The organism is Arcobacter caeni, assembly GCF_003063245.1.
GTDB lineage: Bacteria > Campylobacterota > Campylobacteria > Campylobacterales > Arcobacteraceae > Aliarcobacter > Aliarcobacter caeni.
The window spans coordinates 68,158-92,693 of record NZ_MUXE01000011.1 but is presented as its reverse complement, the minus strand read 5'-3'; the positions used below and the strand labels follow the sequence as shown (position 1 = coordinate 92,693).

Sequence of the window (24,536 nt, the reverse complement as noted above, 5' to 3'; positions counted from 1 at the left end):
GCTCCACCGATACTTTTACCAGCTTTTATATCACGAGCAAATTGCTCTACATCTATTTCTATCTTCATCTTTGTGTCCTTTGGTATTGTTTATTTTACCTGTTTGACACAAAATTTTGAACGATCCCTCCCATTAATCTCTTTTTATTCTACTCAAACTATAAATAGTCACTTTCACTATTCATATTTTTCAATAAAGTCATTCTCATCCATGCTGATGTAGTAATTTTAAGTCCAATTTCTTTTGACATTATAGATGCTTGATTTTCTATCCATTTTTTTTCTAATTGATTTAATGCGATTGGGATTGCTGTATTTCTTACTTCATTTTTAGCTTTTACTGGTCTTCCTAGTATCTTTTTTTTGATAACTTTTTCTTCTAAAACCTTTTCATCAGTTTGAATCTTTGAAGAATTTTGTTTTAATTTATCTGCATATCCCATTTATTTCTCCAATATCTTTCTTAGTTCAATCATATCTTCAATGGCATTTCTATAAATATGTCTTTTAAATCTATTATTTCCAGCTTTTGTTTCTACATATTCACAATCAAATAAAGAATCTTCAAGAACTGAAGATTCTCTTACAAAAATTATTGGTATATCAACTTCCCCATATAATTTTTCTATTTCTTCTAATAAATATTCTTTTAAGTCAGTTGATTTATTATTGTTTTTTGCTCTATTAATAACAATAATTATATTTTTATTTATTTCTATAATATCTTTTAATGTTGCAATTGTTGCTTGAACATCAACAATTGAGGTAAGTGTCGGTATAAGTATTTTATTTGATTTTTTTATAATATCATTTATTCTCGTATCTTTAAATCCACCAAAATCGTAAACAACTTTTTCATCATAAGGTATTTCTTCATACTCTTCATATGATACTAAAAATCCTTTTTCCTCAGGCATTAAATTATGTGCTGAAGAGTGAGAATCATTTGTGACATAAGTAAAATCTAACATTTGAGAGATTTGAACTGATAAAGTGGTTTTTCCAACACCGCCTTTTATACTATAAACAACTAATGACATGAATTATCCTATTTTTTCTATATATTTCTATATAATAATATATTTTATAGATTTGAATTATATCAAATTATTTATTTATATATGATATATATTATTAATATATTAGATTATATAAGAAATTACGGAATTTTTAAAGGATAAAGGAGTAATTAAATACTCCTTTATTAAAAAGTTTAGTCTTGAATTTTGCCTTTTTCATACCATTTTCTAAGCCATGCATCAAGAGGATACATAAATTTATAAATAGCAGGAACAACTAATAGTGTCAAAATAGTTGAACTAATAAGTCCTCCAATAATTGCCAATGCCATTGGTGCATTACTTTCATGTCCTGCTCCACTTCCAAAAGCTAGTGGAATCATTGCTCCTATCATGGCAAATGTTGTCATTAAAATAGGTCTTAGTCGTTTTTCTCCTGCTTCTAAAAGCGCATCATCAATACTTTTTCCATCTTTTATTGCTCGATTTGCAAAATCTACAACTAAAATTGCATTTTTCCCAACCATTCCAAGAAGTAAGATAATACCAATCATTACAAATAAACTAAAAGAATTTCCAGTTAAATATAAAGCAACCATAACACCTGTAAAAGATAAAGGCATTGAAATCATAATTATAAAAGGTTGAATAATTGATTCATATAATGCTGCTAAAATAAGATAAATCAAAATTACAGCTAAAAGAATAGCTGCACCAAAAGCTTTACTTGTATCTTGCATATTTTCAACATCACCTGTGAATCTATAATTATATCCTTTAGGCAAAATCTCACCCATTTTTGAGTTGATAACTTCAACAATTTTATCAAGAGAAGTATTAAAAATATTTGCAGTTACAAGTACTTTTCTTTCCCTATCAAATCTATTTATTGACGCATTTCCAAAACTCTCTTTTATTTCAAGTAATCCCTCAAGGGCAACAAACTGACCATTTGAATTACGAACTTGTAATTTTTTCAAATCATCCAAAGAACTTCTAAAATCATCTTTTAAACGAACTGTAATATCAAATTGTCTTCCGTTATCTTCGTAATATGAAACTGCACTATCACTTGAATATGCTGTTCCTAAAATTGAAGCAATTTGTTCAACACTAACTCCTACTCTTTGAGCATTTTCTCTTAAGATTCCAATTTTAATTTCTGGTTTTCCATTTTCAAAATCTCTATCTACATCTACAATACCAGGAGTTTCTTTTAGTAATGACATTAATTTAGTAGATGCAATATCAAGTTCTTCAAGTTTATCACCTGTAATTACTACTTGAACAGGTGCTGTTGTGCTTCCTGTGTTAAAATCATCCACTTTTTCTACTGAGATTATCATATCTTTTATTGAAGAAAGTTTATCTCTATAATATTGAATAATCGTTTCTTGTGTTTGTTTTCTTTCACCCAATGCTTTTAGTTTCACATAAATTCTTCCTTTATGTAACTCTTGTGCTGAGTTATAACCAATTGATGCAATAGAATATAAAATATCTTTATCCTCTTTTAACATATCATCTAATGGTGTAATAATATTTTTCATAGCTTCTAAATTAATTCCAACGGGTGCTTTTATAGTGATTTGAAACTCTGCATTATCTTGCATTGGTAAAAATGACATCCCAACTTTTAAAGTAGTTGAAGCAACTAACAGAGCAATTGTAAAGATAATAGTTAAAGTTTTATATTTTATTAAAGGTTTAAGTATCCAAACATAAGCTTTATCAATTGCTTTTAAAATAGGTTCCGTTGCATGATAAAAACGGGTTTCTTTTGCAGTTAAAACTCGTGCTGCAATACTTGGAATAAACATAATTGCCACAAGATATGAAATCACAATACCAGAAGCAACAGTCATTGCAAATGAGTTAAAAAACATTCCAACAATTCCATCCATAAATGCAACAGGAATAAAAACCGCCAATAAAACAGAAGAGATTGCTAAAATAGAAAAGGCAACTTCTTTTACTCCCTCAAAAGAAGCCTTAAATGGCTCCATTCCTTGTTCCATCTTTTTTGTAATATTTTCAATAACAACAATCGCATCATCAATAAATATCCCAATAGCAAGGGTAAGTCCAATAAGAGTTAAACGATTTAAGTCATATCCTAAAGCATCAATAATTGCAAAAGTTCCAATAACTGAAGTTGGAATTGCTAAAGCTGATACAATAGTTGCAGTTACATTTCGTAAAAAAAGAAAAACAATAAGAACAGCTAAAAATGCACCAAAAATAAGGTCAAATCGTACATTGTTAATATTTACCATGATTTTTTCAGATTGATCTTGTAATATTTTAATTTCTGTTTTTTCACCAGCTAATATTTGAAGTTTTGGAAGTACTTTTTTAACTCCTTGAATAATACTTAAAACATTTTCACCTGCTATTTTTTTTACTTCTAAAGTTACACCTTGTTGTTTATTAAAAGAAGAAAAACTTTTTGCATCACTTAAGCCATCTTTTATTGTTGCAATATCTTTTAATCTAACACCTGGTTTTACCAATAATTCACCAACTTCTTCAATGTTTTGAGCATCACCTTGAGCTTTAATAATTATTTCTTGGTTTTGATTAACAAGTTTTCCAACACCTTGTTTTATGTTTTGTTTTTGAATAATACTACTTACATCAGCAGATGTTAGATTATATTTATTAAGTAAAAAAGGATCTATAAAAATACGAATTTCTCTATCTTGGTATCCTAAAATATTAACTTCACCAACACCTTTTATTCTTTGTAATTGAGGTTTGAGTTTTTCATCTGCAAGTCTCATTAAAGCAGTTGTATCTTCACCACTTGAAGCAATAAAAAGACTAATAACAGCTCCTGTTGCTCCTAGTTTTTTTACTATTGGTTTATCAACTTCTGTTGGAAGATTTATTGCACCAATTTTATCTCTTACATCATTTGTTGCTTCATCTAAATTTTTTGTAAGTTTAAATTGAACAGTTACAACACTAAAACCTTCGTAACTTGTTGACATAAGTTTATCAATTCCATCAACTCCTGAAACAGCTTCTTCAATTTTATCTGTAACTTTTGTTTCAACAGTAGATGGATCAGCACCTTTATATGTAGTTTGTATGGTAACAACAGGAAAATCGACATTTGGGAAAAGATTAATAGGCATAGTGTTATATGACATCAATCCAAAAACAATAAATGTCAAAACACCCATCAAAGTTGTGATTGGGCGATTAATAGCTAATTTATACATAATTTACTCTGCTTTAATTGTGCCATTACCAAAAAGGCCTGGCATAAGATCTTTTGTTTTAACTTCTGCTTGCATTTCTCTAGTTTCGTTTAAAATTGTTGGATAAATTTTTGAGATTTTGCCTTCATAAATTTTATCACTACCATCAACTTTATAAGTAAAAAGTTGCCCGATTTTTAGTTTTTGCCAATATTTTTCATCAAATTTTAAAACAAGTTTTACATCATCTAAAGCAATAACATCAATAAGTTTTGTTTGAGAAGCTAAAACAATTGAACCTAAATCTATATTTTTTTTACTAACAACTAAATCATAAGGCGCTCTTAGTTCTGTTTTTCTCAAAACTATTTCTTTATTTTGGGCATTTAATTGAGTAATATCTCTATCATAAAGATAGTTTTCCATCTTTTCTTTATCTATAACATCTGATATTTTTGCGTATCTTTCATAGATTTTAGCCGAGTGTTCAGCATTTTTTCGAGCAGTTTCATATTCAACTTTTTCTTGAGAATTATTTAAAGAAAGAAGTAAATCACCTTTTTTAACTTTATCTCCAACATTTACATTTAATGTTGAAATAATACCTGATACAGAAAGACCTAGTTCTGATTTTTTTTCACTAACTACATCAAATGTTGCATAAATTTCTTCTGCAAATAAGGCTTGAAATATAAATAGTGTAAGTATAAGAATTTTTTTCATTGGATAGCTCCTTTAATATTTTCGCCCATTTCATAAAGTAATACTGCTTTTTGGTATTCAACTTCATTTAGGGCTGTTTGTAGTTGAGAATTTGAGTTAAATTTATCACTTAATGCATCAAGATAACTAACATTGTCCACAATTCCTTGTTGGAATTTCTTTTTGATTAATTCATAAGTCATTTCAGAAGCTTGAAGTTTTGCTTTTGCAGCTTCTATTTTAGCTATTGAAGTTTTATAGCTATTTTGAGCACTTTTAAAACTAGCTTTTGCTTTATATTTTTCATATTCTAATTCACTATTTTTAGATAAATAGTTTAAATAAGCAGCTTGTGCATTGGCAGATGTAGAACCAAAATCAAAAATTTTCCACTCTAATGAAAGTTGAATACTATTTTGATGATCCAAATTATTTGTAGCAACTGGATAATCAAAGTCATACTGAGAATATGTATCTTGGATTAATATTGTAGGTTTGTTTGGTGCTTTTGCTATCTTTGATTCAGCTTTACTACTTTGAGTACTTTGTTCAAGTGCTAAAATATCAAAACGCTTTGTTTCTTCATTTTTTGTTTCTTTAAAAACTAAAGTAGAACCTTTTTCTACGAGTACTTCTTGTCCGGTTAAATATTCTAAAGTATTAGAAATATTGTTTAGGGTGTTATCTAATGTTAATAAATCAACTTTTGTTTGTTCAATTGAAGATACAATTTTTTGCAATTCATCAGCCGTGATAGTTCCTACTGATAAAAACTTTTCTAAACGATAGCGTTGCGCTTCAAGTTGTTCCATTTTTTGAAGAGTTGATTCTTTACTTGAGAAAGTGCTTAAATAATTGTAATAGTAATAAACCACATCTAATGAAATATTATTTTGTATTGAAGCCAATGAAAAAGTTGCAGATTTTACAAGTGCTTGTTGTTGTTCAAAAGATGCTTCTCTTTTCCCTCCATCATAAACTGTAAATGAAAGTGAGGCAAAACCAGTTGTGCTTTTTTCAGGAGTTGAGATATTTTTTTCTTGATTAAAAGTTTGATTAGCACCTAAACTTAAATTTGGTAAATATCCACTTTTTGTGCCATACTCTTTTTCTTTTGATGCTTCTAAAGTATAACGAGATGCTTCCACTTTTTTATTTTGTTCTGCAAAATTTAAAAGTTGATCTAAATTTCCAGCAAAACTAAAAAGTGAAAAAAGATAAAAAAATAGTAGTTTTTTCATAGTTTTTCCTTTGTACATTGTTCAAGTAAATAAGTAATATGTTTATTAAGATTAATTTGAGTCTCATAAAATCCCATATTTGAGGCTTTTGATTTAACTAATAAACCTTTTAAAAACATAATTATTGTATTTGTTAACATATCTATATTGTCAATAGAGAATTCACTTTTTTGAGTACCCTCAAGTAAACAATTAGAAATAAAATCATAATCCTTTTGAAAAAAACTTTCAAAATAATCCGTGTAAAGTTGAGTTTTATCAATAAGCATTGAACTTACAAAATGTTGAAAAAGTATTAGTATTTGCTCTTTATCAAACTCTTCTTGACATTCACTAAAGTTAAAATATTCTAAAATTTTTTCTTTTGTACTCATATTTTCTGTAATTCGTTGTTGAAAAGCTTCGTGGTGTTGTTGACTTATAATATCCCAAATAGTAAAAACTATCTCTTCTTTATTTTTAAAATAAAGATATATTGTTCCTTTTGCAACACCTGCACTTTTCGCTATTTCATCAATACTTGTTTGCTGAATTCCTTTTTCACAAAAAAGTTTAATGGAAGCCAATGCGATATCACATCTCTTTTCATCTTTATCTATTATTCTAGCCATAAAATACCTTTTAAATAATGAATGACCGTCAGTCATTTATGAAATAATATAACTTTTAGAAAAGAATGTCAAGAATATAAATATAATTTTCTGAAGATTTTTTTGAAGAAATTAAGTAGTGAAATAAAAAAAGAGTAAAAGGAAAAATCCTTTTACTTTTTGTGAATAATTAAACGGCTTCACTACCTCGTTCTTGAGTTCTTATTCTAATAACCTCGTCTAAAGATGAAACAAATATTTTCCCATCACCAATTTTTCCAGTTTTTGCTGAATTTACTATTGCATTTATCACGGCTTCAACCATTTCATCTTTTACTACCACATCTATTTTGATTTTTGGTAAAAAATCCACTACATATTCAGCACCTCTGTAAAGCTCACTATGTCCTTGTTGTCTTCCATATCCTTTTACATCATAAACACTCATCCCTGTTATTCCAACTTCAACCAATGCATCTTTTACATCTTCTAGTTTAAATGGTTTTATTATTACTTCTATCTTTTTCATTTTTTCTCCTTATCTATTTTTATAGGTTAAATCCACGCTCACCATGTATTGATTCATCTAACCCTTGACTCTCTTTTTCTTCATTTACTCTAGCTCCACCTGTAAGTGCAGATGCAATATAATAAACAACAACTGTTCCTATTAATGTATAAACACCAACAATTAAAGCAGATTCAAATTGAACAAAAATTTGTCCTACTCTATCATCTGCATCTTTTAGTGGACCCGTCCATAAAAGTTCTTTATCATTTAAAGCAAAAATACCAGTTGCAATTGCTCCCCATAAACCAGCAAGGAAGTGAATCCCAAATGCATCCAAACTATCATCGTAACCAAGTTTTTTCTTAAGAGTAGCAACTCCAAAGAAAGCAATTATTGCTCCAACAATCCCAATAATAAATGCTCCTAAAACGCTTACAAAACCAGCAGCTGGAGTAATAGCAACTAATCCAGCAATAGCTCCTGATGCAGCACCTAAAAGAGTGGGTTTTTTAAATATTAAAGCTTCTATTGCTAACCATGTAATTGTAGCAACTGATGCTGCTATTGTTGTTGTAAGAAATGCAACACCTGCTATTGCATTTGCACCAAATGCAGAACCTGCATTAAATCCATACCAACCAAACCATAATAAACCAGCACCAACAGCTGTTAAAATAATACTAACAGGCTTCATTGCAACTTTTGAATAACCAGCTCTTTTACCTACAAGTACAGCAAGAACAAGACCGGCTAAACCACCATTCATATGTACAACAGTTCCTCCAGCAAAATCGAGAGCTCCTTCGTTGAAAAGGTATCCTCCTCCCCAAACCATGTGAGCAATAGGAGCATAAACAACAATTGTCCAAACTCCGGCAAAAATCATCCAAGTAGAAAATTTCATTCTTTCAATAACTGCACCAGATACGATAGCTACCGTAATTGCAGCAAAAGTACCTTGAAAAACTATAAAAATAAATTTAGGATAAAGTTGTCCTAATTCAATACTTGCTAAATCTTTCCAGTTAATACCTTCTAACATTACATGGGCGAATCCTCCCATAAATTGATTCATTGAACCGTCAATCGTTCCAAATGCAATAGAAAAACCTGCAATAATCCATGCAATAAATGCAATTGTAAATGCTCCAAAAACCATTGTGTAAGTATTTAAAACATTTTTAGTTCTTGTCATCCCAGCATAAAATAAAGCTAGTCCAATAGGTGTCATCAACATAACTAATGCTGTTGAAATCATCATCCAAGCAGTATCACCTGAGTTAAGTACTGGTGCTGTTTCTTCTGCTAATGCAAAAGTGCCAAGAAGTGAAGTTAAAAACCACTTTTTCATTTATTCTCCTTTGAATAGTATTTATACAAAAAATTATAGTATTAAATTTTAAGTAGAAAAAAATTATCCTGTCTAAAAAATAACCAATAAATCTATTTATAATTAACTAAGCTTAATTAAAGGAGTAGAAAGCTAAGTTCTATTACAATGCAACAATTTAATCTTTACAGCCTAGGATAATAAATGGATTTAACAGTAATAATTGGTATGATTGGTGGATTAATATCAATTGCCACAGGGGATTTAATGGAGGGCGGTAATCCAGCCCATATAATTCATATCACATCATTGATTATTGTTATTCCAACCGCAATGTTTTCTGCTGCTACTGCTACTGAATCTCATGCTCTTTCTGCTGCTTTCAAAGAATTGAAAATGGTATTTAAAAAATCACCAATAAATTTTGAAGAAAGAATAGACCAAATAATAGATTATGCAATTATGGTAAAAAAGAATGGTGTTTTAGCACTTGAAAAAGATGTTCAATTAATTGAAGATGCCTTTTTCAAAGAAGCATTAGGGATGGTTGTTGATGGTTCAAAAGAAGAACAAATAGAAAAATTCTTAGAACCTATTATTGAAGAAACAGAACATTATTATCATGGGGCTTCTCATTATTGGTTATTAGCGGGTGAAACTTGTCCTGTTATGGGATTAATTGGAGCGGTTTTAGGATTAATTTTGGCTTTACAAAAACTTGATAATCCTGCTGAAATGGCAGCTGGTATTGCAGGGGCATTTACAGCAACGGTTACAGGAATTGCTGGTGCTTATATGTTTTTGGGACCTTGGGGAAATAAAATGAAAGGTAAAGCACACCTTTTAATAAAAGAAAAACAACTTATTTTAGAAGGTGTAAAAGGTATATCAAGAGGAGATACTCCTGGTGAATTAAAAATTCAGCTAACTAATATGATAACTGCAATGCCTACAAAAGGTTAAAAAATGGCTAAAAAATGCCCAAAATGTGAATGTCCAGCAGGTGAGAAATGGGCTGTTCCATTTGCTGACTTTCTTAGTTTACTACTTGCTTTATTTATTGCTTTGTATGCATTAGCTTCTGTTAATATCGAAAAACAAAAAGCATTAAAAGAAGAGTTTGTAAAGATTTACAGTTTTAATACTCTTTCTCAAACTCTAGCCGAACCTCAAGAAGATGAACCAGCCTCTACTATTGATAAAGAAACTGATAAAGATACACCCAAAAAAGAGCAAGGAAAAGATACTAATTTTGATAAAGCAATGGAAGAATTAAGTGAATTAGAAAATAAAAATACAAAAGATGGTAATTTAGCAGAAGTCAGCGATGGAGTGATGATGACACTCCCTGCAAATTTATTATTTGAATCAGGAAAAGCTGAAATTACTGGAGAATATGGATCTTTATTTTTAAGTAGAATTGCAAAAATTATATCTATGATGCCAGCTGATACGGAAGTTAACATTAAAGGTTTTGCAGAAGATCAAGAGATTACTAAAAACTCAAAATATCAAGATGCATTAGAGCTTTCTACTGCTAGGGCAAACAATGTATTAAGAGAATTGATAAGATATAAAGTATCAAAAGATAGGTTGTTTTCAAGTGGATATGGTTCTAAAAAAGTAAATCCTTATCAAAAACAAATCGGTGATAAAACAAATAGTAATAGAAAAGTTGAATTTGAAGTAAAAACTACAAGAAGTAGTGAAAATGAACCTGGAATTGAGTCTATTTTTGAAGAGTTAAAAAAATGAAAAAAAAGAAACGAGATTTACTTGCCCCTGCATCAAAATGCTGTTTGAAAAAGTATTTAGATATAGATTTTATATCTAAATACGGTTCTTTACTAGCTATATTAAGTATATTTTTATTACAGATTTATAATTTATCTATTGGATATAATTTTTATACATCATTGTTTTCTTTTTTTGTAAATGGGTTTTTTCTATTTGCTGTTCTTGTTAAAACTGAATTTATTAGCTTTGAAAAAATTCAACCATATTTAAATATTATTTTAAAAGTTTTGATTTTTGTGTTAGTTTTAAACTTTTTTGCTTATTGGTTATCTCAAATAGGTTTATTTAACTATATTTTTGCTCCTATAAGTCTTTTAGGTGCATATCTTGTTTTTATGTTATTAATAAAGTAAGGAGAAAATAATGAGTAATTTATTTAAATTTATGATTATTCTATTATTAAATATAACTTTTTTAAATGCAGAAAGTACTCCCGCTCAGGCTAAAGAATTAGTTGAAAAAGGTGTTGAATTTTGTAAAAAAGTTGGAGTTGAAGCTTGTGTTGAAGAGTTCAACAAACCAGAAAGTAAATTTGTAAAAGATGATTTATATATTTGGGCAAATGATTTTGATGGAATAATAACAGCTCATCCAAAAAAACCATTAAAAGGTAAAAATTTATACAGATATAAAGACAAAGCAGGAAATCAATTATTCAAAAATTGTATTGAAAAAGTAAAAACTCAAGGCTCAGGTTGGGTTGATTATGTTTGGGAACATCCAACAAATGGTGAACAAACTTTGAAAACTTCTTTTGTAATTGGTATTGGAAAAGACCAATTAATTGGTGCAGGTGTTTATAAATAATATAAGTAGTCTTAATTATTTAGCTATACTTGCAAAAAGTAAATTAATCGGAGAATTATGAATTTTAATCAATTAAATGAAGAACAAAAAAAACAATTACATTCAAAAGCAATAGAACTTGCAGAAAATTTAGGTGGAGTTAATTTTTTTCTTCAAATGATAGAAGATATAAAAGCTGAAAAACCTCATGCTTTATTAAATAAAAGTTGTGTATTTCACTTTTCAAAAGGTAAATTAAATTGGAATAAACAAATTTTTAAAGAAAGTACTGATCTTTTATTTACAGCTATGAGAAAAGAGGAAAAAGATGGTGATATGTTAAATGGTCTTTTACCAAAAGAGTATAAAGAAACTATGAATATGATGAGAACAATCAAACCTCTTATGATAACTGTAACACCAAAAAAAGTTGAAGAACCAAGAAGTTTCTCTTTTCCTATTTTAGATACAAGTGTTGAGAAAAAAACAAAAGTAGATTTATTTTACAAAATGATATTTTTTTATCATGTTGATTTTGCAAAAGATGCTTTAAGTTACGGAAGTGAAGAAAACTAATGGATGGTAAAAAAAGATTTAATGTAAAACAAGGTTTAAAAGTGAATATTGTTTTAAAAGAAGATCAAAGAAGTGGTAAATTAACGCAAGGTATTGTAAAAGATATTTTAACAAATTCCCCAACTCATCCACATGGAATAAAAGTAAGACTTCAAGATGGACAAGTTGGTCGAGTTCAAGAGATTTTATAAATTTAGATATGAAAGAGTTTATCTTTCATATTTCTTATAAAATGCTAAACACAAAATCATTCCAAAAAGTGCCATTGCTGCGCCTACTAATGATGGATAATTAAAAGCTAATCCAAATAATAGTGGAATACCACCAAAAAAAGCTCCTAAAGCATTTGCCACATTAAAAGCTGCTTGAATAAAAGCTGCTCCTAGCATTTCAGAATGTTTAGCATTTCTTAACATTACCATATTTATAGGCGATCCAATAGACATAGCTAAAGCTCCACAAATAAAAGTAAGTATAATTGAGATAGTTTTATTATCAGAAAAGAAAAATACTAAAATAAGTGAAATTACCATTAATGATAATAAAATTATAGAAGCAATTACTGGATCTTTTTTATCAGCTAAATATCCACCTGAAATATTTCCAACAACCATTCCCGCACCTGCAACTATCATTAAGTAAGATATATCAGCTATATCAAAACCTGATACATTAATTAAAAGTGGAGCAATATAACTAAACCAAGCAAATAATCCACCAAAACCTACAGCAACAATAATTAATATATGCCAAGCTTTTATAGTTTTAAAGAATTCTAATTCTTCTTTTAGAGTAACACTTCTTAATGGTTTTAGATGAGGTAACCAAAGATACAAAAATAAAATAGTTAATAATCCTAATAATGAAACTACACCAAAAGCATATCTCCAATGAAGATGATGTCCTAGAAAAGTAACAAATGGAACCATTGCTAGAATTGCTATGGTTAATCCTGTAAACATTGATGCAATTGCCTGTGCTTCCTTTCCCTTTTTTGCTAATTTTGCTGCAACAACTGTTCCTACTCCAAAAAAAGCACCATGTGGAAGTCCTGCAAAAAATCTTGACATCAAAAGAGTATTATAATCAGGTGCTATTATAGAAAAGGCATTAAATATTGTAAATAAAATCATTAATGAAATTAAAATATATTTAGGAGGGAACTTAGCACTAAGCGCCACTAAAATGGGAGCTCCGATTACAACACCTAATGCATAAGCAGAAATTAAATGTCCAGCTATTGGAATAGAAACATCTAAAGAATTTGAAACATCAGGGAGTAATCCCATTATTACAAATTCAGTTGTTCCAATTGCTAAACCACCTAAGGCTAGAGGAAATAATTGTTTTGTCATTTGAAGAAACTTTATATTGAATTTTAAATATTTTGGAATTTTAGTAGGAATTTTTTATTGTTAACTTAAAGTATAAATTAGTATAAAGAATAATTAAGAGTAAATTAAGTATAATCCCGTACTTTTTTAGAAAACTAAAACAATTAAGTTTCCTAGAATGGGAGTATCGTTTCAACTAAGTGTTGATTTGCACGAGAAGCATGGGTAAGGCTATAATTACCCAAACCAATTTATATAAAGGAAAGAAATGCCTACAATCAATCAGCTTGTAAGAAATGAGCGAAAGAAAGTAATTAAAAAATCTAAATCGCCAGCATTAAAAGAATGTCCACAAAGAAGAGGAGTATGTACAAGAGTATATACTACAACACCAAAAAAACCTAACTCGGCTTTAAGAAAAGTTGCAAAAGTTAGATTAACTACAGGTTTTGAAGTTATTTCATACATCGGTGGAGAAGGTCATAATCTACAAGAGCATTCAATTGTACTTGTAAGAGGTGGAAGAGTTAAAGATTTACCTGGGGTTAAATACCACATCGTAAGAGGTGCTTTAGATACTGCTGGTGTTGCTAACAGAACTGTTGCAAGATCTAAATATGGTACTAAAAAAGCTAAAGCTAAGAAAAAGTAGAAGGATAAAAAATGAGAAGAAGAAAAGCTCCAGTTAGAGAAATAATGGCTGATCCTATCTACAATAGTAAAGTGATCACAAAATTCGTTAATACAGTTATGCAAGATGGTAAAAAATCTACTGCTGAAAAAATTATGTATGGTGCAATTGCTAACCTTGATGCAAGAGGTGAAGAAAAAGGTATTGACTTATTCGAAAGAGCAGTTGAAAATGTTAAACCACTTTTAGAAGTAAGATCAAGAAGAGTTGGTGGTGCAACATACCAAGTTCCTGTTGAAGTAAGACCTGTAAGAAGACAAACTTTAGCATTAAGATGGTTAGTTGAATACGCTAGAAAAAGAAATGAAAGAACTATGGTAGAAAGATTAGCTAACGAATTATTCGAAGCTGCTAACGAAAGAGGAACTTCATTCAAGAAAAAAGAAGATATTCATAGAATGGCAGAAGCTAATAAAGCATTTGCACACTATAGATGGTAGGAAATATAAATGGCTAGAAAAACACCACTTAACAGAGTTAGAAATATTGGTATTGCAGCTCACATTGATGCTGGAAAAACAACAACTACTGAAAGAATATTATTCTACACAGGTGTTTCACACAAAATTGGTGAAGTTCATGAAGGTGCTGCAACAATGGACTGGATGGAACAAGAGCAAGAAAGAGGTATTACAATTACTTCTGCTGCGACTACTTGTCACTGGAAACATCCAAAAACTGGTGATGACTTAATGATTAATATCATTGACACTCCAGGTCACGTTGACTTTACTATTGAAGTTGAAAGATCTATGAGGGTTCTTGATGGAGCTGTTGCAGTATTTTGTTCAGTAGGTGGTGTTCAACCACAATCTGAAACTGTTTGGAGACAAGCTAATAAATATAGAGTACCAAGAATGATATTCGTTAATAAAATGGATAGAACAGGTGCAGATTTTTTTAGTGTTGAAAAACAAGTAAATGATAGATTAAAAGCAAATCCTGTACCTATTCAAATTCCAATTGGTTCAGAAGAGAATTTTAAAGGTGTAGTAGATTTAGTACAAATGAAAGCTATCGTTTGGGATGAAGATGCTGCAATGGGTTCTAATTACCATGTTGAAGAAATTCCTGCTGATTTATTAGACCAAGCAACTGAATATAGAGAAAAAATGGTTGAAGCGGCAGCTGAACAAATTGAAGAGTTAATGGAAAAATACCTTGAAGGTATTGACTTAACAGAAGAAGAAATCACTGCTGGATTAAAAGCTGGTTGTTTAGCAATGGCAATTACTCCTATGACTTGTGGAACTTCATTTAAAAATAAAGGTGTTCAAACTTTATTAGATGCAGTTGCAATGTATTTACCAGCTCCAACTGAAGTTGAAGATATTAAAGGTGAAACTCAAGATGGTGAAGCTGTTATTGTTCCATCAACTGATGATGGTGAAGTTGCAGCATTAGCATTTAAAATTATGACTGACCCATTCGTTGGACAGTTAACATTTACAAGAGTATATAGAGGGATTCTAGAATCTGGAACTTATGTATATAACTCTACAAAAATGAAAAAAGAAAGAATCGGAAGATTACTTAAAATGCACGCTAATAATAGAGAAGAAATCAAAGAGCTTTATGCTGGAGAAATCGGTGCTGTTGTTGGTTTAAAATATACAATTACTGGAGATACTCTTGCATCTGAAAAAGATCCTGTTATCTTAGAAAGAATGGAATTCCCAGAACCTGTTATTTCTGTTGCAGTTGAACCAAAAACTAAAGCTGACCAAGAAAAAATGGGTATTGCTTTAGGAAAACTTGCTGAAGAAGATCCATCATTCAGAGTTACTACTGATGAAGAATCTGGACAAACTATTATTTCAGGAATGGGTGAATTACACCTTGAAATTCTTGTAGATAGAATGAAAAGAGAATTTAAAGTTGAAGCTGAAGTTGGTGCTCCTCAAGTTGCATACAGAGAAACAATTAAAAACTCTGTTAAACAAGAGTATAAATATGCTAAACAATCAGGTGGAAAAGGTCAATATGGTCATGTATATTTAACTATTACTCCATTACCATCTGATAGTGAAGAAAACTTTATCTTTACAAACTCTATTAAAGGTGGAACAGTTCCAAAAGAATATGTACCTGCTGTTGAAAAAGGTTGTTTTGAAGCAATGCAAGGTGGTATTTTAGCTGGTTACCCATTAGTTAATATTTCTGTAGATTTATATGATGGTTCTTACCATGATGTAGATTCATCTGAAATGGCGTTTAAATTAGCTGCTTCAATGGGATTCAAACAAGGTTGTAGATCTGCTGCTGCTCATGCTGTAATCTTAGAACCAATTATGAAAGTTGAAATTGAAACTCCTGAAGATTATATGGGAGATGTTATTGGTGATTGTAATAAAAGAAGAGGACAAGTTCAATCAATGGATGATAGAGCTGGTATAAAACTAGTTGTTGCAATGATTCCATTATCTGAAATGTTCGGTTATTCTACAGACTTAAGATCTATGTCTCAAGGAAGAGCTACATATTCTATGATTTTCGATAACTACTCTGAAGTACCAAAAAATGTTTCTGAAGAAATTATTAAAAAAAGAAATGGTTAATATTTAATTTTTTATTAAAAGGGATGTGCTTTTGCATATCCCTTTTTTTTTGTTTTAGATTTATTTAAGTTATTATAATAATCAGCTAGAATAATTTACATAAAATTAAAATTGGAATAACTTTGAGAATAGAAAAAAATATTGAATTATTAACAAATATTAAAAGTGCAGGAATTATTTTAAAGCCTTCAAGTCCTGAATTAAAAGATATATATTTAGAGATAAAGGCTCTTTTTGAAGAAGCTAATATTAATATTTACTTAGAAGATAATTCAGCAAATATGATTTCTTTAAAGGGATATTCACTAGAAGAATTATGCCAAAAAGTAGATTTTTTAATTTCAGTTGGTGGAGATGGAACTTTACTTTCTGTTGTTAGAAAATCTTTTAAGTTTGATAAGGCAGTTTTGGGAATAAATTTAGGAACATTAGGATTTCTAACAGACATTTCGATGGAACAATTACCACAATTTATTGAAGATTTAAAGAATAATATTTATAAAATTGACAATAGAATGATGGTTGAGGGGAGTGTAAATTTAAATAAATTTGTTGCTTTTAATGATATTGTAATTTCGAGAAAATCAATTTCGTCTATGATTAAAATAGATGGAAAGATAGATGGAAAGCATTTTAATTCATATTATGGTGATGGGGTGATTATCTCAACTCCTACGGGTTCAACTGCCTATAATTTGTCAGTTGGTGGACCAATAGTTTATCCTTTAACTGAAGCTTTTATTGTAACTCCTGTTGCTCCACATTCTTTAACTCAAAGACCTCTTGTAATGCCAGCTGATTTTGAAATAGAGTTTAAAATTATTGATAATCAAGGAGCGGTTGTTATTGTTGATGGTCAAGATATTTATGAAGTGGAACAAAATCAATCAATAAAAATAAAAATTGCAAATAAAAAAGCAAAAATGATACATAGAATTCAAAGAAATTATTTTGAAGTATTAAATGAAAAATTAAGATGGGGTAACTAACATTGATAGCAAGAGTATACTTAAAAGATTGTTTATCTTTTGAAGAGGTAGATTTAGAGTTTAAAAATGGATTGAATATTTTTACAGGTCCAAGTGGAGCAGGAAAATCTATATTAATGCAGGCAATTTTATCATTATTTGCGCTAACAGATGTAAAGGCAAATATGGGTGAAGTATTGTTAAATAACTCAAACATTAGTGATGAAATTTATGATTTATCTATTGATGATGATATTATTATTAAAAGTATAAAAAAAGATAAAGTAAGATATTTTTTAAATAATCAATCTGTATCAAAAAAGAATCTTAATGATTTTTCAATGAACTTAATAAAACATTTAAATTTAAAAGATACATCAGAATTTGATAGTTTTAAACTTTTGGATTTTTTGGATAAATTAACATTACAGAAAATGAAAGAGTTTAAAAAAATAAAAGAAGATTTTAGTATATCTTATAAAAAACTAGTATATACAAAAAAAGAGTTACAAAAAATATTAGATGATGAGAGTAAATTAGAAGATTTAAAAGAGTTTGCAAGATTTGAAATAGATAAAATTGAACAAATAAATCCAAACATTGATGAATATGAAGAGCTAAATTTGATTAAAAAAAGATTAGCTAAAAAAGAAAAAGTTGAAGTTGCAATTAAAAAAGCATCTGGAATTATGGAATTTAATCAAAATGTTACAGCGGCATTAGAATTAATGGAAGTTGATTCGAGTTTTTTTGATGAAACAATGAATGAATTAAACAATATTTTTGAAAGATTTAATGACTCATTACATGAACTTGATGATATAAATATAGAAAATGTTCTTGATAGAATAGAAAAACTATCAGCATTACAAAAAAGATTTGGTTCTATTGAAGAATGTTTAAAATATAAAGAGCAAAAAAGAGTTGAATTATCATCTTATGAAAATATTTTTTTCCAAAAAGAAAAATTAGAAAAAGAGTTTGAAGAATTAAATACAAAATTATTACTTTTGGCAGAAGAAATTTCTACTTATAGAAAAGAGAGTTCATTGGTTTTAGAAAAAAAAATAAATGAATATTTAAAGTTCTTATACTTAAGTAATGCAAAAATAGTAATAAAAGAAAAAGTTCTTGATTTTTCTGGTTTTGATGAAGTAATTTTTGAATTAAATGGTGTAGAATTAGACACTATTAGTTCAGGAGAATACAATAGGCTAAGACTTGCACTTTTAACATCTATGAGTGAATTTGATATTGTTGATAATGGGATACTTTTTTTAGATGAAATAGATGCTAATTTAAGTGGAAAAGAGAGTGATGCAATTTCAAAAGTTTTAAAAAAATTAAGCAATTCTTATCAAATATTTGCGATTTCTCACCAACCACAATTAACTTCAAGTGCAGATCAGCACTTTTTAGTAGATAAAATAAATGGAAAATCTTTAGTAAAAGAATTAAATAATAAAGAAAGAATTAGTGAAATTGCAAGAATGATAAGTGGTGAGAAAGTAACTCCTGAAGCTTTAGATTTTGCAAAGAACCTTTTAAAATCATAAATCCTTGACAAATTAATATTACAAAGGATATTATATAAGAATCTATAAAGCTTAGGAGCGGATTATTATGTTCAAAGAGATATCTATTAAAGGTAAGATTTTACTTCTTTCTTTGATTACAATTATAATTGTATCAGTTGCAATCGCTGTTGATTCTATTTATTCAATTAAAAGTTTTTCAGCTAAAAATATTGAAAATTTTAAGAATGAAGCTTATGCAAAAAAAGAGCTTGAGCTTAAAAATTATGTATCTTTAGCCGTTAAAACAGTTGAAGCATATCACAATAGGACTTCAATTGATAAAATAAAAGTTGAAGTTCAAGACCAATTAAAAAATCAAACAAATTTTCTTTTTTCTATTTTAGAAGCTGAATATGAAAAATCAAAAGGTTCTTTATCAGAAGAGGCATTAAAAAATAGATTAAAATCAATTGTTGATTCAACAAGATATGGAAGTACAGGATATTTTTGGATAAATGACACAGAAGCTGTTATGATTATCCATCCTATTAAACCTGAATTAAATGGGAAAAATCTAGTTGATTATAAAGACAAAGGTGGCAAACAAATATTTAAAGAGTTTGCTGTTGTTGCAAAAAATAATGGTGAAGGTTTTGTTGATTATGTTTGGCCAAAACCTGGATTTGAAGCACCACAATTAAAAGTATCATTTGTAAAATTATTTAAACCATATAATTGGGTTATTGGAACAGGTGAATATGTTGATGATGTAACTTCAAAAATGCAAGCAGAAGCTTTAAAAACAATTAGTGAAATGAGATATGCAAATAATGATTATTTTTGGATAAATGATTCAACTCCAAAAATGATTATGCATCCAGTTAGCAAACAGTTAGATGGTAAAGATTTATCTACAAATGCAGATGCTAAGGGAAAAAAACTATTTGTTGAAATGGCGAAAATTTCAAATGAAAATAAAGCTGGTGGTTTAGTTAAATATTGGTGGGACAAACCAGGAAAGAAAAATGATCCAAAAGAAAAATTCTCTTATGTTCAAAAATTTGAACCATGGGATTGGATAATTGGAACAGGTGCTTATGTTGATGATATAGAAAATGAAGTTGCATTAATGGAAACAAATATTAATGAAGAGATTTCTAAAATTGTGATTAGCATTTTAATTTTCTCGTTAATTGCAATAATTATTGTTTATCTAGTTTATAACTATTTTATAAAACAGGCGATTATAAGACCTTTAGAAAACCTAAATAATGCGATTATCGATATAAGTGAGGGAACAAATCAAGCTGATAGAATCGAAAAGAAATCAAATGATGAAATTGGTAAATTAGTTGATAGTTTTAATGGATATATCCATAAATTAAGAGTTGGATATGATGAAGATTCAAAAGTAATTGAAAATGTTGATGAAGTAATTGAAAAAGTAATTAATGGATTCTATGTATATAAAATTGAAAAAACATCTTCAAATCCACAAATTAGAAAATTACGAGACTCTATTAATTCAATGATTGATAGAACTAATGAAAATTTAGTAAATTTAAATAATGTTTTAATTGAATATGGAAATTCTAATTTTAATGTTACTAATTCAAAAATAGAAACATCAAAAGTTAACGGAATTATATCTTCATTAGCTGCAAGTACTCAGTTAATTGGAGTTACAGTTTCAGAATTTTTATCAATGATTATTACAAGTGGTAGAAAATTAAATGATGATACAAATGTATTATCAAATGCTGCAAATAAATTATCAGCATCAGCAAATGAACAAGCAGCATCTTTAGAAGAAACAGCAGCAGCTGTAGAAGAAATAACTTCAATTGTAAAATCAAGTGTACAAAAAGTACATCAAATGTCATCTTTAGCGACACAACTTCAAGTCTCTTCAAAAGAGGGTGAGATATTAGCTTCTAAAACTACAAGCGCTATGGATGATATAGATAATCAAGTTAGATCAATCAATGATGCAATTACAGTAATTGATCAAATAGCATTTCAAACAAATATTCTTTCATTAAATGCAGCTGTTGAAGCAGCAACTGCAGGAGAAGCAGGAAAAGGATTTGCAGTAGTTGCAGCAGAGGTGCGAAATCTTGCAAATAGAAGTGCAGATGCAGCAAAAGAGATTAAAAATATTGTTCAAATTGCAACATCAAAAGCAAATGAAGGAAAATCAATTGCAAATGAAATGATTGGTGGATATGCAACTCTAAACTCTAAAATAAATGAAACAATAAGTTTAATAGAAGATGTCTCACAAGGTAGTAGAGAAGAAGAAAAAGGAATTATCCAAATAAATGATACTATTAATAAACTCGATCAGGCTACTCAAGTTAATGCAAATTCAGCAACAATAATAAGTGAATTAGCAAATGAAGTTACAGTATTATCAGAGAATTTACTGAAAATTGCAGATAGAGCAAAATTTAAAGAAGCTACAAAAGAAGAAATTGAAGATATTGATTTAGTATTCAAAATTTCTAAATTAAAAAATGATCACATAAGATTTAAATTAGTAAACTTTGAGAAAGTTGGTAAAACAAAAGTTGCATGGACTGTTAGTAAACCAACAGAATGTGATTTAGGAAAATGGTTAGTTGAAGAAGAAAATTTAGGAAAATCATTTACAAAAACAGAAAATTGGAAATTATTAAAATCTAATCATGATTTAGTTCATAATAGTGTTCAAGATTATATAAATGAAGATTGTAAAGATTTATCAAATAAAGATATTTTAAATACTTTATCTCAAACATTAGATAGTTCAACAATAAATGTATTTAAATATTTAGATCAAATTAAAAAAGATAATGTTTTTAAAAAGAGTACTCCTGAAGTAAATACTTCAACTAAAGCTCAATTAACAGTAAAAACTGAAACTCCGAAAAGTTTTGTTCAACATAAATATGAAACAGCTCCTGCTCCTGCAAGTAAACAAATAATCTCACAAAAAAAAGAAGATGATGAATGGGAAAGCTTTTAAGCTTTCCTAAATAAATCTACTTAAAATAAGAGTAAAACTATCTTCTTTTATATTTATTTAAAAATAGATATAATGCCAATCAAAAAATAAAAATAATAGTATAAAGTGTTTAAAGGAATTATATGAATAATAAAAAAGTAGAGTTATTATCACCTGCTGGAAATTTAGAGAAATTAAAAATAGCTATTAAATATGGCGCAGATGCTGTATATGCAGGGGTAAGTCACTTTAGTTTAAGAATTAGAGCAGGAAAAGAGTTTACATTTGAAACTTTTAAAGAAGGAATTGACTATGCACATGCAAGAGGTAAAAAAGTATATGCAACAATAAATGGATTTCCTTTTAACTCTCAAATAGAGTTATTAAAAAAACACATTGAAACTATGGCTTCACTTGAACCTGATGGTTTTATCGTAGCAGCTCCTGGAGTTGTGAAATTATGTAGAGAAATTGCTCCACAAATTGATATTCACTTATCAACTCAAGCAAATGTTTTAAACTATCTTGATGCTCAAGTATTTTGGGATATGGGAGTTACAAGAATTGTAGTTGCTAGAGAAATTTCATTAAAAGATGTTGTTGAAATTAAAAAACATTTACCAGATATGGAAATAGAAATTTTTGTTCATGGTTCTATGTGTTTTGCATATTCAGGAAGATGTTTAGTAAGTGCTGTTCAAATGGGAAGAGTTCCAAATAGAGGATCTTGTGCAAATGATTGTAGATTTGAATATACATTATATGCCGCAAATGAAGACCATAGTACATTATTTAGACTTGAAGAAGAACCAGGTGTTGGAACTTATATTTTTAATTCAAAAGATATGAACTTGGCTTCACATATAAAAGAAATTTTAGATTCAGGTGCTGTTGATTCACTTAAAATCGAAGGAAGAACAAAATCACCTTATTATGCCGCAGTAACTGCAAAAGCTTATAGAAGTGCAATTGATGATTATTATGATGGTAAATTTGACGCAACTAAATATCAAAGAGAACTTTATACTACAAAAAATAGAGGTTTTACGGATGCATATTTAATTCATAGACCATTTGAAAAAACAGATTCACAAAACCATGATTATGCTTTAAGTAAAGGCTCTTACGAAGTAACAGGACTTGTTACAGAGGATGAAGAACATTTCTTATGTAAATATAAAGTTTATCCAAATGAAGATATTGAAATATTTACTCCAATGGGTGAAAAATTAGTTGAGTGTGAAAATGAAATAGGAAAAATCTTCAAAAAAGATGGAATTTATTATATTAATTTTAAAAAGATTTTAACTGAAACAAACAAAGAATTAGAATCAGTTCATAGTGGAAATGTAAATAAAATAAAACTTCCAGGAACTCTTCCATATTTGACAATGTTTAGAATTGAAAATGTTGATGGAACAATTGTTGAATAACAACAGATAAGCTTAATGATATTTTTTAGAGTTACACAAAATATTAATATTAAGACTACAGATGGAACTTTGGTTAATTATTTAAAATTTAAAGGTCCATCTGATTTAGAAAATTCAACTATGTATATTACGACATATGATGATTTTGTAGATTTAAAAAAAATATTTGAAAAAGTTGATAAAGAGAGATATTTCACAAAAGTATTTGTTGAAGATAAAGTTAGAGTTCTTGAAAACTTTCCTACGGAATTGGGTATTTTAAATCCTAATGAATATGATTATCGAGAAGATTCAAAAGAAAAAACTTTTTTAGATATTAAAAAAGTAGATATTTACAAACAATTAAAAAATATAAAAAAAGATGAAGTTTCAATAGCTCTAATTGGTGGAGTGGGACTTAGTATTAGTGAAATAGTCTCTTCTTGCACAGCTCTTAGAATACTTTATAAAAAATTAAAAGAAATTCATAAAAATATAAAATTTGATATTTATCTCAACGCTTCAAATAATAGTTTTTATTCAAGAGATAAACAAATATATGAAACTCAAGATTATATAAATAATATTTTTCCTTTGAGTATTACTTCACAAAAATTATGTGAATATGATTATTTTATAGATAATAGTTTGTCAATAAAGTTTTTGGAACTAAATTCTTTAAATTATGTAGATGCTTGGCTTTTTAGATTTGGAATAGATTATAAAAAAATAAGTGAAAATGAAAAATATAATGAATTAAACATTTCAAATTATAAAGTAGCAGATACTTTAAAAGATAAACTTACTGAATTAAAATCAAAAGGTAAATTACTTTTATTTCATCCATATTCTGCAAATGTAAACAAATCAATTCCTCAAAATATTGCTATTGATATTCTTAAAGAACTTTTATTAAAAGATGATGATTATGTAATTATTTCAACACTTTTAATTGATTCGAAAATTAAAGATGATAAATTTATAGACTTGTCAAAAGAGTCAAAAAATGTAAATGATTTTATTTATATCATTTCAACAATGGATAAAATCATTACGGCTGATACTTCAACTTTTCATATAAGTGATGCTTTTATGATACCAACTCTTGTGATTTTTACACAAAGTGATTATCAAAATAAAATAAAATATTTCAAATATACAAAAGCAATTTTTGTAGAAGATAAATCAAAAAATCTCTCACAATTTGTTTATGAAAATGATAGTTTAACTATAAATAAATTTGAGTCTTGGAATAAGTTAAAAGTAAATAAGATTATAAAACTATTAGATAGTTTTTGATATAATCTTTGACT

The 24,536-nt window shown here is 28.4% G+C and carries 23 protein-coding genes; 14 read left to right on the top strand and 9 right to left on the bottom strand.

What is annotated here, in order from left to right; translation table 11 throughout:
• Positions 1 to 157: 157 nt before the first annotated feature.
• The 8 genes from B0174_RS08475 to B0174_RS08440 form a co-directional block, all read right to left on the bottom strand.
• A complete protein-coding gene (locus B0174_RS08475; RefSeq protein WP_108559659.1) occupies positions 158 to 442 on the bottom strand; it encodes a hypothetical protein in 285 nt (94 codons plus the stop codon).
• Entirely contained in the window at positions 443 to 1,039 is a 597-nt protein-coding gene (locus B0174_RS08470; protein ID WP_108559657.1) for a nucleotide-binding protein, read from the bottom strand.
• Positions 1,040 to 1,212: 173 nt separating this feature from the next.
• On the bottom strand, positions 1,213 to 4,245 hold the full coding sequence (locus tag B0174_RS08465; protein ID WP_108559655.1) for an efflux RND transporter permease subunit: 3,033 nt from the start codon (positions 4,243 to 4,245) through the stop codon (positions 1,213 to 1,215).
• A 3-nt stretch (positions 4,246 to 4,248) separates the two neighbouring features.
• Positions 4,249 to 4,947 carry an efflux RND transporter periplasmic adaptor subunit gene (locus tag B0174_RS08460; RefSeq protein WP_108559653.1) on the bottom strand — a complete coding sequence of 233 codons (699 nt, stop codon included), beginning with the start codon at positions 4,945 to 4,947 and terminating at the stop codon, positions 4,249 to 4,251.
• Positions 4,944 to 6,167, bottom strand: a complete 1,224-nt coding sequence (locus tag B0174_RS08455) for a TolC family protein (RefSeq protein WP_165790403.1) — start codon at positions 6,165 to 6,167, stop codon at positions 4,944 to 4,946. The genes B0174_RS08460 and B0174_RS08455 overlap by 4 nt, the downstream gene beginning before the upstream one ends.
• Positions 6,164 to 6,778 carry a TetR/AcrR family transcriptional regulator gene (locus B0174_RS08450; RefSeq protein WP_108559649.1) on the bottom strand — a complete coding sequence of 205 codons (615 nt, stop codon included), beginning with the start codon at positions 6,776 to 6,778 and terminating at the stop codon, positions 6,164 to 6,166. Before B0174_RS08450 ends, B0174_RS08455 begins: the two co-directional genes overlap by 4 nt.
• Positions 6,779 to 6,947: 169 nt before the next feature.
• Entirely contained in the window at positions 6,948 to 7,286 is a 339-nt protein-coding gene (locus B0174_RS08445) for a P-II family nitrogen regulator (RefSeq protein WP_108559647.1), read from the bottom strand.
• Positions 7,287 to 7,305: 19 nt separating this feature from the next.
• Positions 7,306 to 8,619, bottom strand: a complete 1,314-nt coding sequence (locus B0174_RS08440; protein ID WP_108559645.1) for an ammonium transporter — start codon at positions 8,617 to 8,619, stop codon at positions 7,306 to 7,308.
• A gap of 183 nt (positions 8,620 to 8,802) precedes the next feature.
• On the opposite strand from B0174_RS08440, the gene motA reads away from it, so the two are divergent.
• From motA to B0174_RS08410, 6 genes are read left to right on the top strand one after another with little or no spacing between them, the layout of a single operon-like run.
• The gene (gene motA, locus B0174_RS08435; protein ID WP_108559643.1) at positions 8,803 to 9,561 is read left to right on the top strand and encodes a flagellar motor stator protein MotA; all 759 of its coding nucleotides are present in this window, start codon (positions 8,803 to 8,805) and stop codon (positions 9,559 to 9,561) included.
• A gap of 3 nt (positions 9,562 to 9,564) precedes the next feature.
• Positions 9,565 to 10,353 carry a flagellar motor protein MotB gene (gene motB, locus B0174_RS08430; RefSeq protein ID WP_108559641.1) on the top strand — a complete coding sequence of 263 codons (789 nt, stop codon included), beginning with the start codon at positions 9,565 to 9,567 and terminating at the stop codon, positions 10,351 to 10,353.
• Positions 10,350 to 10,748, top strand: a complete 399-nt coding sequence (locus tag B0174_RS08425; RefSeq protein WP_108559639.1) for a hypothetical protein — start codon at positions 10,350 to 10,352, stop codon at positions 10,746 to 10,748. Before motB ends, B0174_RS08425 begins: the two co-directional genes overlap by 4 nt.
• Before the next feature lie 10 nt (positions 10,749 to 10,758).
• A complete protein-coding gene (locus B0174_RS08420; RefSeq protein WP_108559637.1) occupies positions 10,759 to 11,202 on the top strand; it encodes a cache domain-containing protein in 444 nt (147 codons plus the stop codon).
• A 57-nt stretch (positions 11,203 to 11,259) separates the two neighbouring features.
• A complete protein-coding gene (locus B0174_RS08415) occupies positions 11,260 to 11,757 on the top strand; it encodes a hypothetical protein (protein ID WP_108559635.1) in 498 nt (165 codons plus the stop codon).
• Positions 11,757 to 11,948 carry a YwbE family protein gene (locus tag B0174_RS08410; protein ID WP_108559633.1) on the top strand — a complete coding sequence of 64 codons (192 nt, stop codon included), beginning with the start codon at positions 11,757 to 11,759 and terminating at the stop codon, positions 11,946 to 11,948. The genes B0174_RS08415 and B0174_RS08410 overlap by 1 nt, the downstream gene beginning before the upstream one ends.
• A gap of 18 nt (positions 11,949 to 11,966) precedes the next feature.
• On the opposite strand, the gene B0174_RS08405 is transcribed toward B0174_RS08410, so the two are convergent.
• Complete coding sequence (locus B0174_RS08405; protein ID WP_108559631.1) at positions 11,967 to 13,112, bottom strand: MFS transporter; 1,146 nt, start codon at positions 13,110 to 13,112, stop codon at positions 11,967 to 11,969.
• Between the two features lie 247 nt (positions 13,113 to 13,359).
• On the opposite strand from B0174_RS08405, the gene rpsL reads away from it, so the two are divergent.
• The 8 genes from rpsL (at position 13,360) to B0174_RS08365 (ending at position 24,522) form a co-directional block, all read left to right on the top strand.
• The gene (rpsL, locus tag B0174_RS08400) at positions 13,360 to 13,743 is read left to right on the top strand and encodes a 30S ribosomal protein S12 (RefSeq protein ID WP_108559629.1); all 384 of its coding nucleotides are present in this window, start codon (positions 13,360 to 13,362) and stop codon (positions 13,741 to 13,743) included.
• A gap of 11 nt (positions 13,744 to 13,754) precedes the next feature.
• A complete protein-coding gene (gene rpsG, locus B0174_RS08395) occupies positions 13,755 to 14,222 on the top strand; it encodes a 30S ribosomal protein S7 (RefSeq protein ID WP_108559627.1) in 468 nt (155 codons plus the stop codon).
• A 9-nt stretch (positions 14,223 to 14,231) separates the two neighbouring features.
• Complete coding sequence (gene fusA / locus B0174_RS08390) at positions 14,232 to 16,340, top strand: elongation factor G (protein WP_108559625.1); 2,109 nt, start codon at positions 14,232 to 14,234, stop codon at positions 16,338 to 16,340.
• A gap of 122 nt (positions 16,341 to 16,462) precedes the next feature.
• On the top strand, positions 16,463 to 17,329 hold the full coding sequence (locus tag B0174_RS08385; protein ID WP_108559623.1) for an NAD(+)/NADH kinase: 867 nt from the start codon (positions 16,463 to 16,465) through the stop codon (positions 17,327 to 17,329).
• A 2-nt stretch (positions 17,330 to 17,331) separates the two neighbouring features.
• Positions 17,332 to 18,864, top strand: a complete 1,533-nt coding sequence (locus B0174_RS08380) for an AAA family ATPase (protein ID WP_108559621.1) — start codon at positions 17,332 to 17,334, stop codon at positions 18,862 to 18,864.
• 67 nt (positions 18,865 to 18,931) lie between these two features.
• Positions 18,932 to 21,832: a cache domain-containing protein gene (locus B0174_RS08375; protein WP_108559619.1), complete on the top strand. Its 2,901-nt coding sequence runs from the start codon at positions 18,932 to 18,934 to the stop codon at positions 21,830 to 21,832.
• 122 nt (positions 21,833 to 21,954) lie between these two features.
• Positions 21,955 to 23,244: a peptidase U32 family protein gene (locus B0174_RS08370; RefSeq protein WP_108559617.1), complete on the top strand. Its 1,290-nt coding sequence runs from the start codon at positions 21,955 to 21,957 to the stop codon at positions 23,242 to 23,244.
• Between the two features lie 15 nt (positions 23,245 to 23,259).
• A complete protein-coding gene (locus B0174_RS08365; RefSeq protein ID WP_108559615.1) occupies positions 23,260 to 24,522 on the top strand; it encodes a glycosyltransferase family protein in 1,263 nt (420 codons plus the stop codon).
• The last annotated feature ends 14 nt before the right edge of the window (positions 24,523 to 24,536 follow it).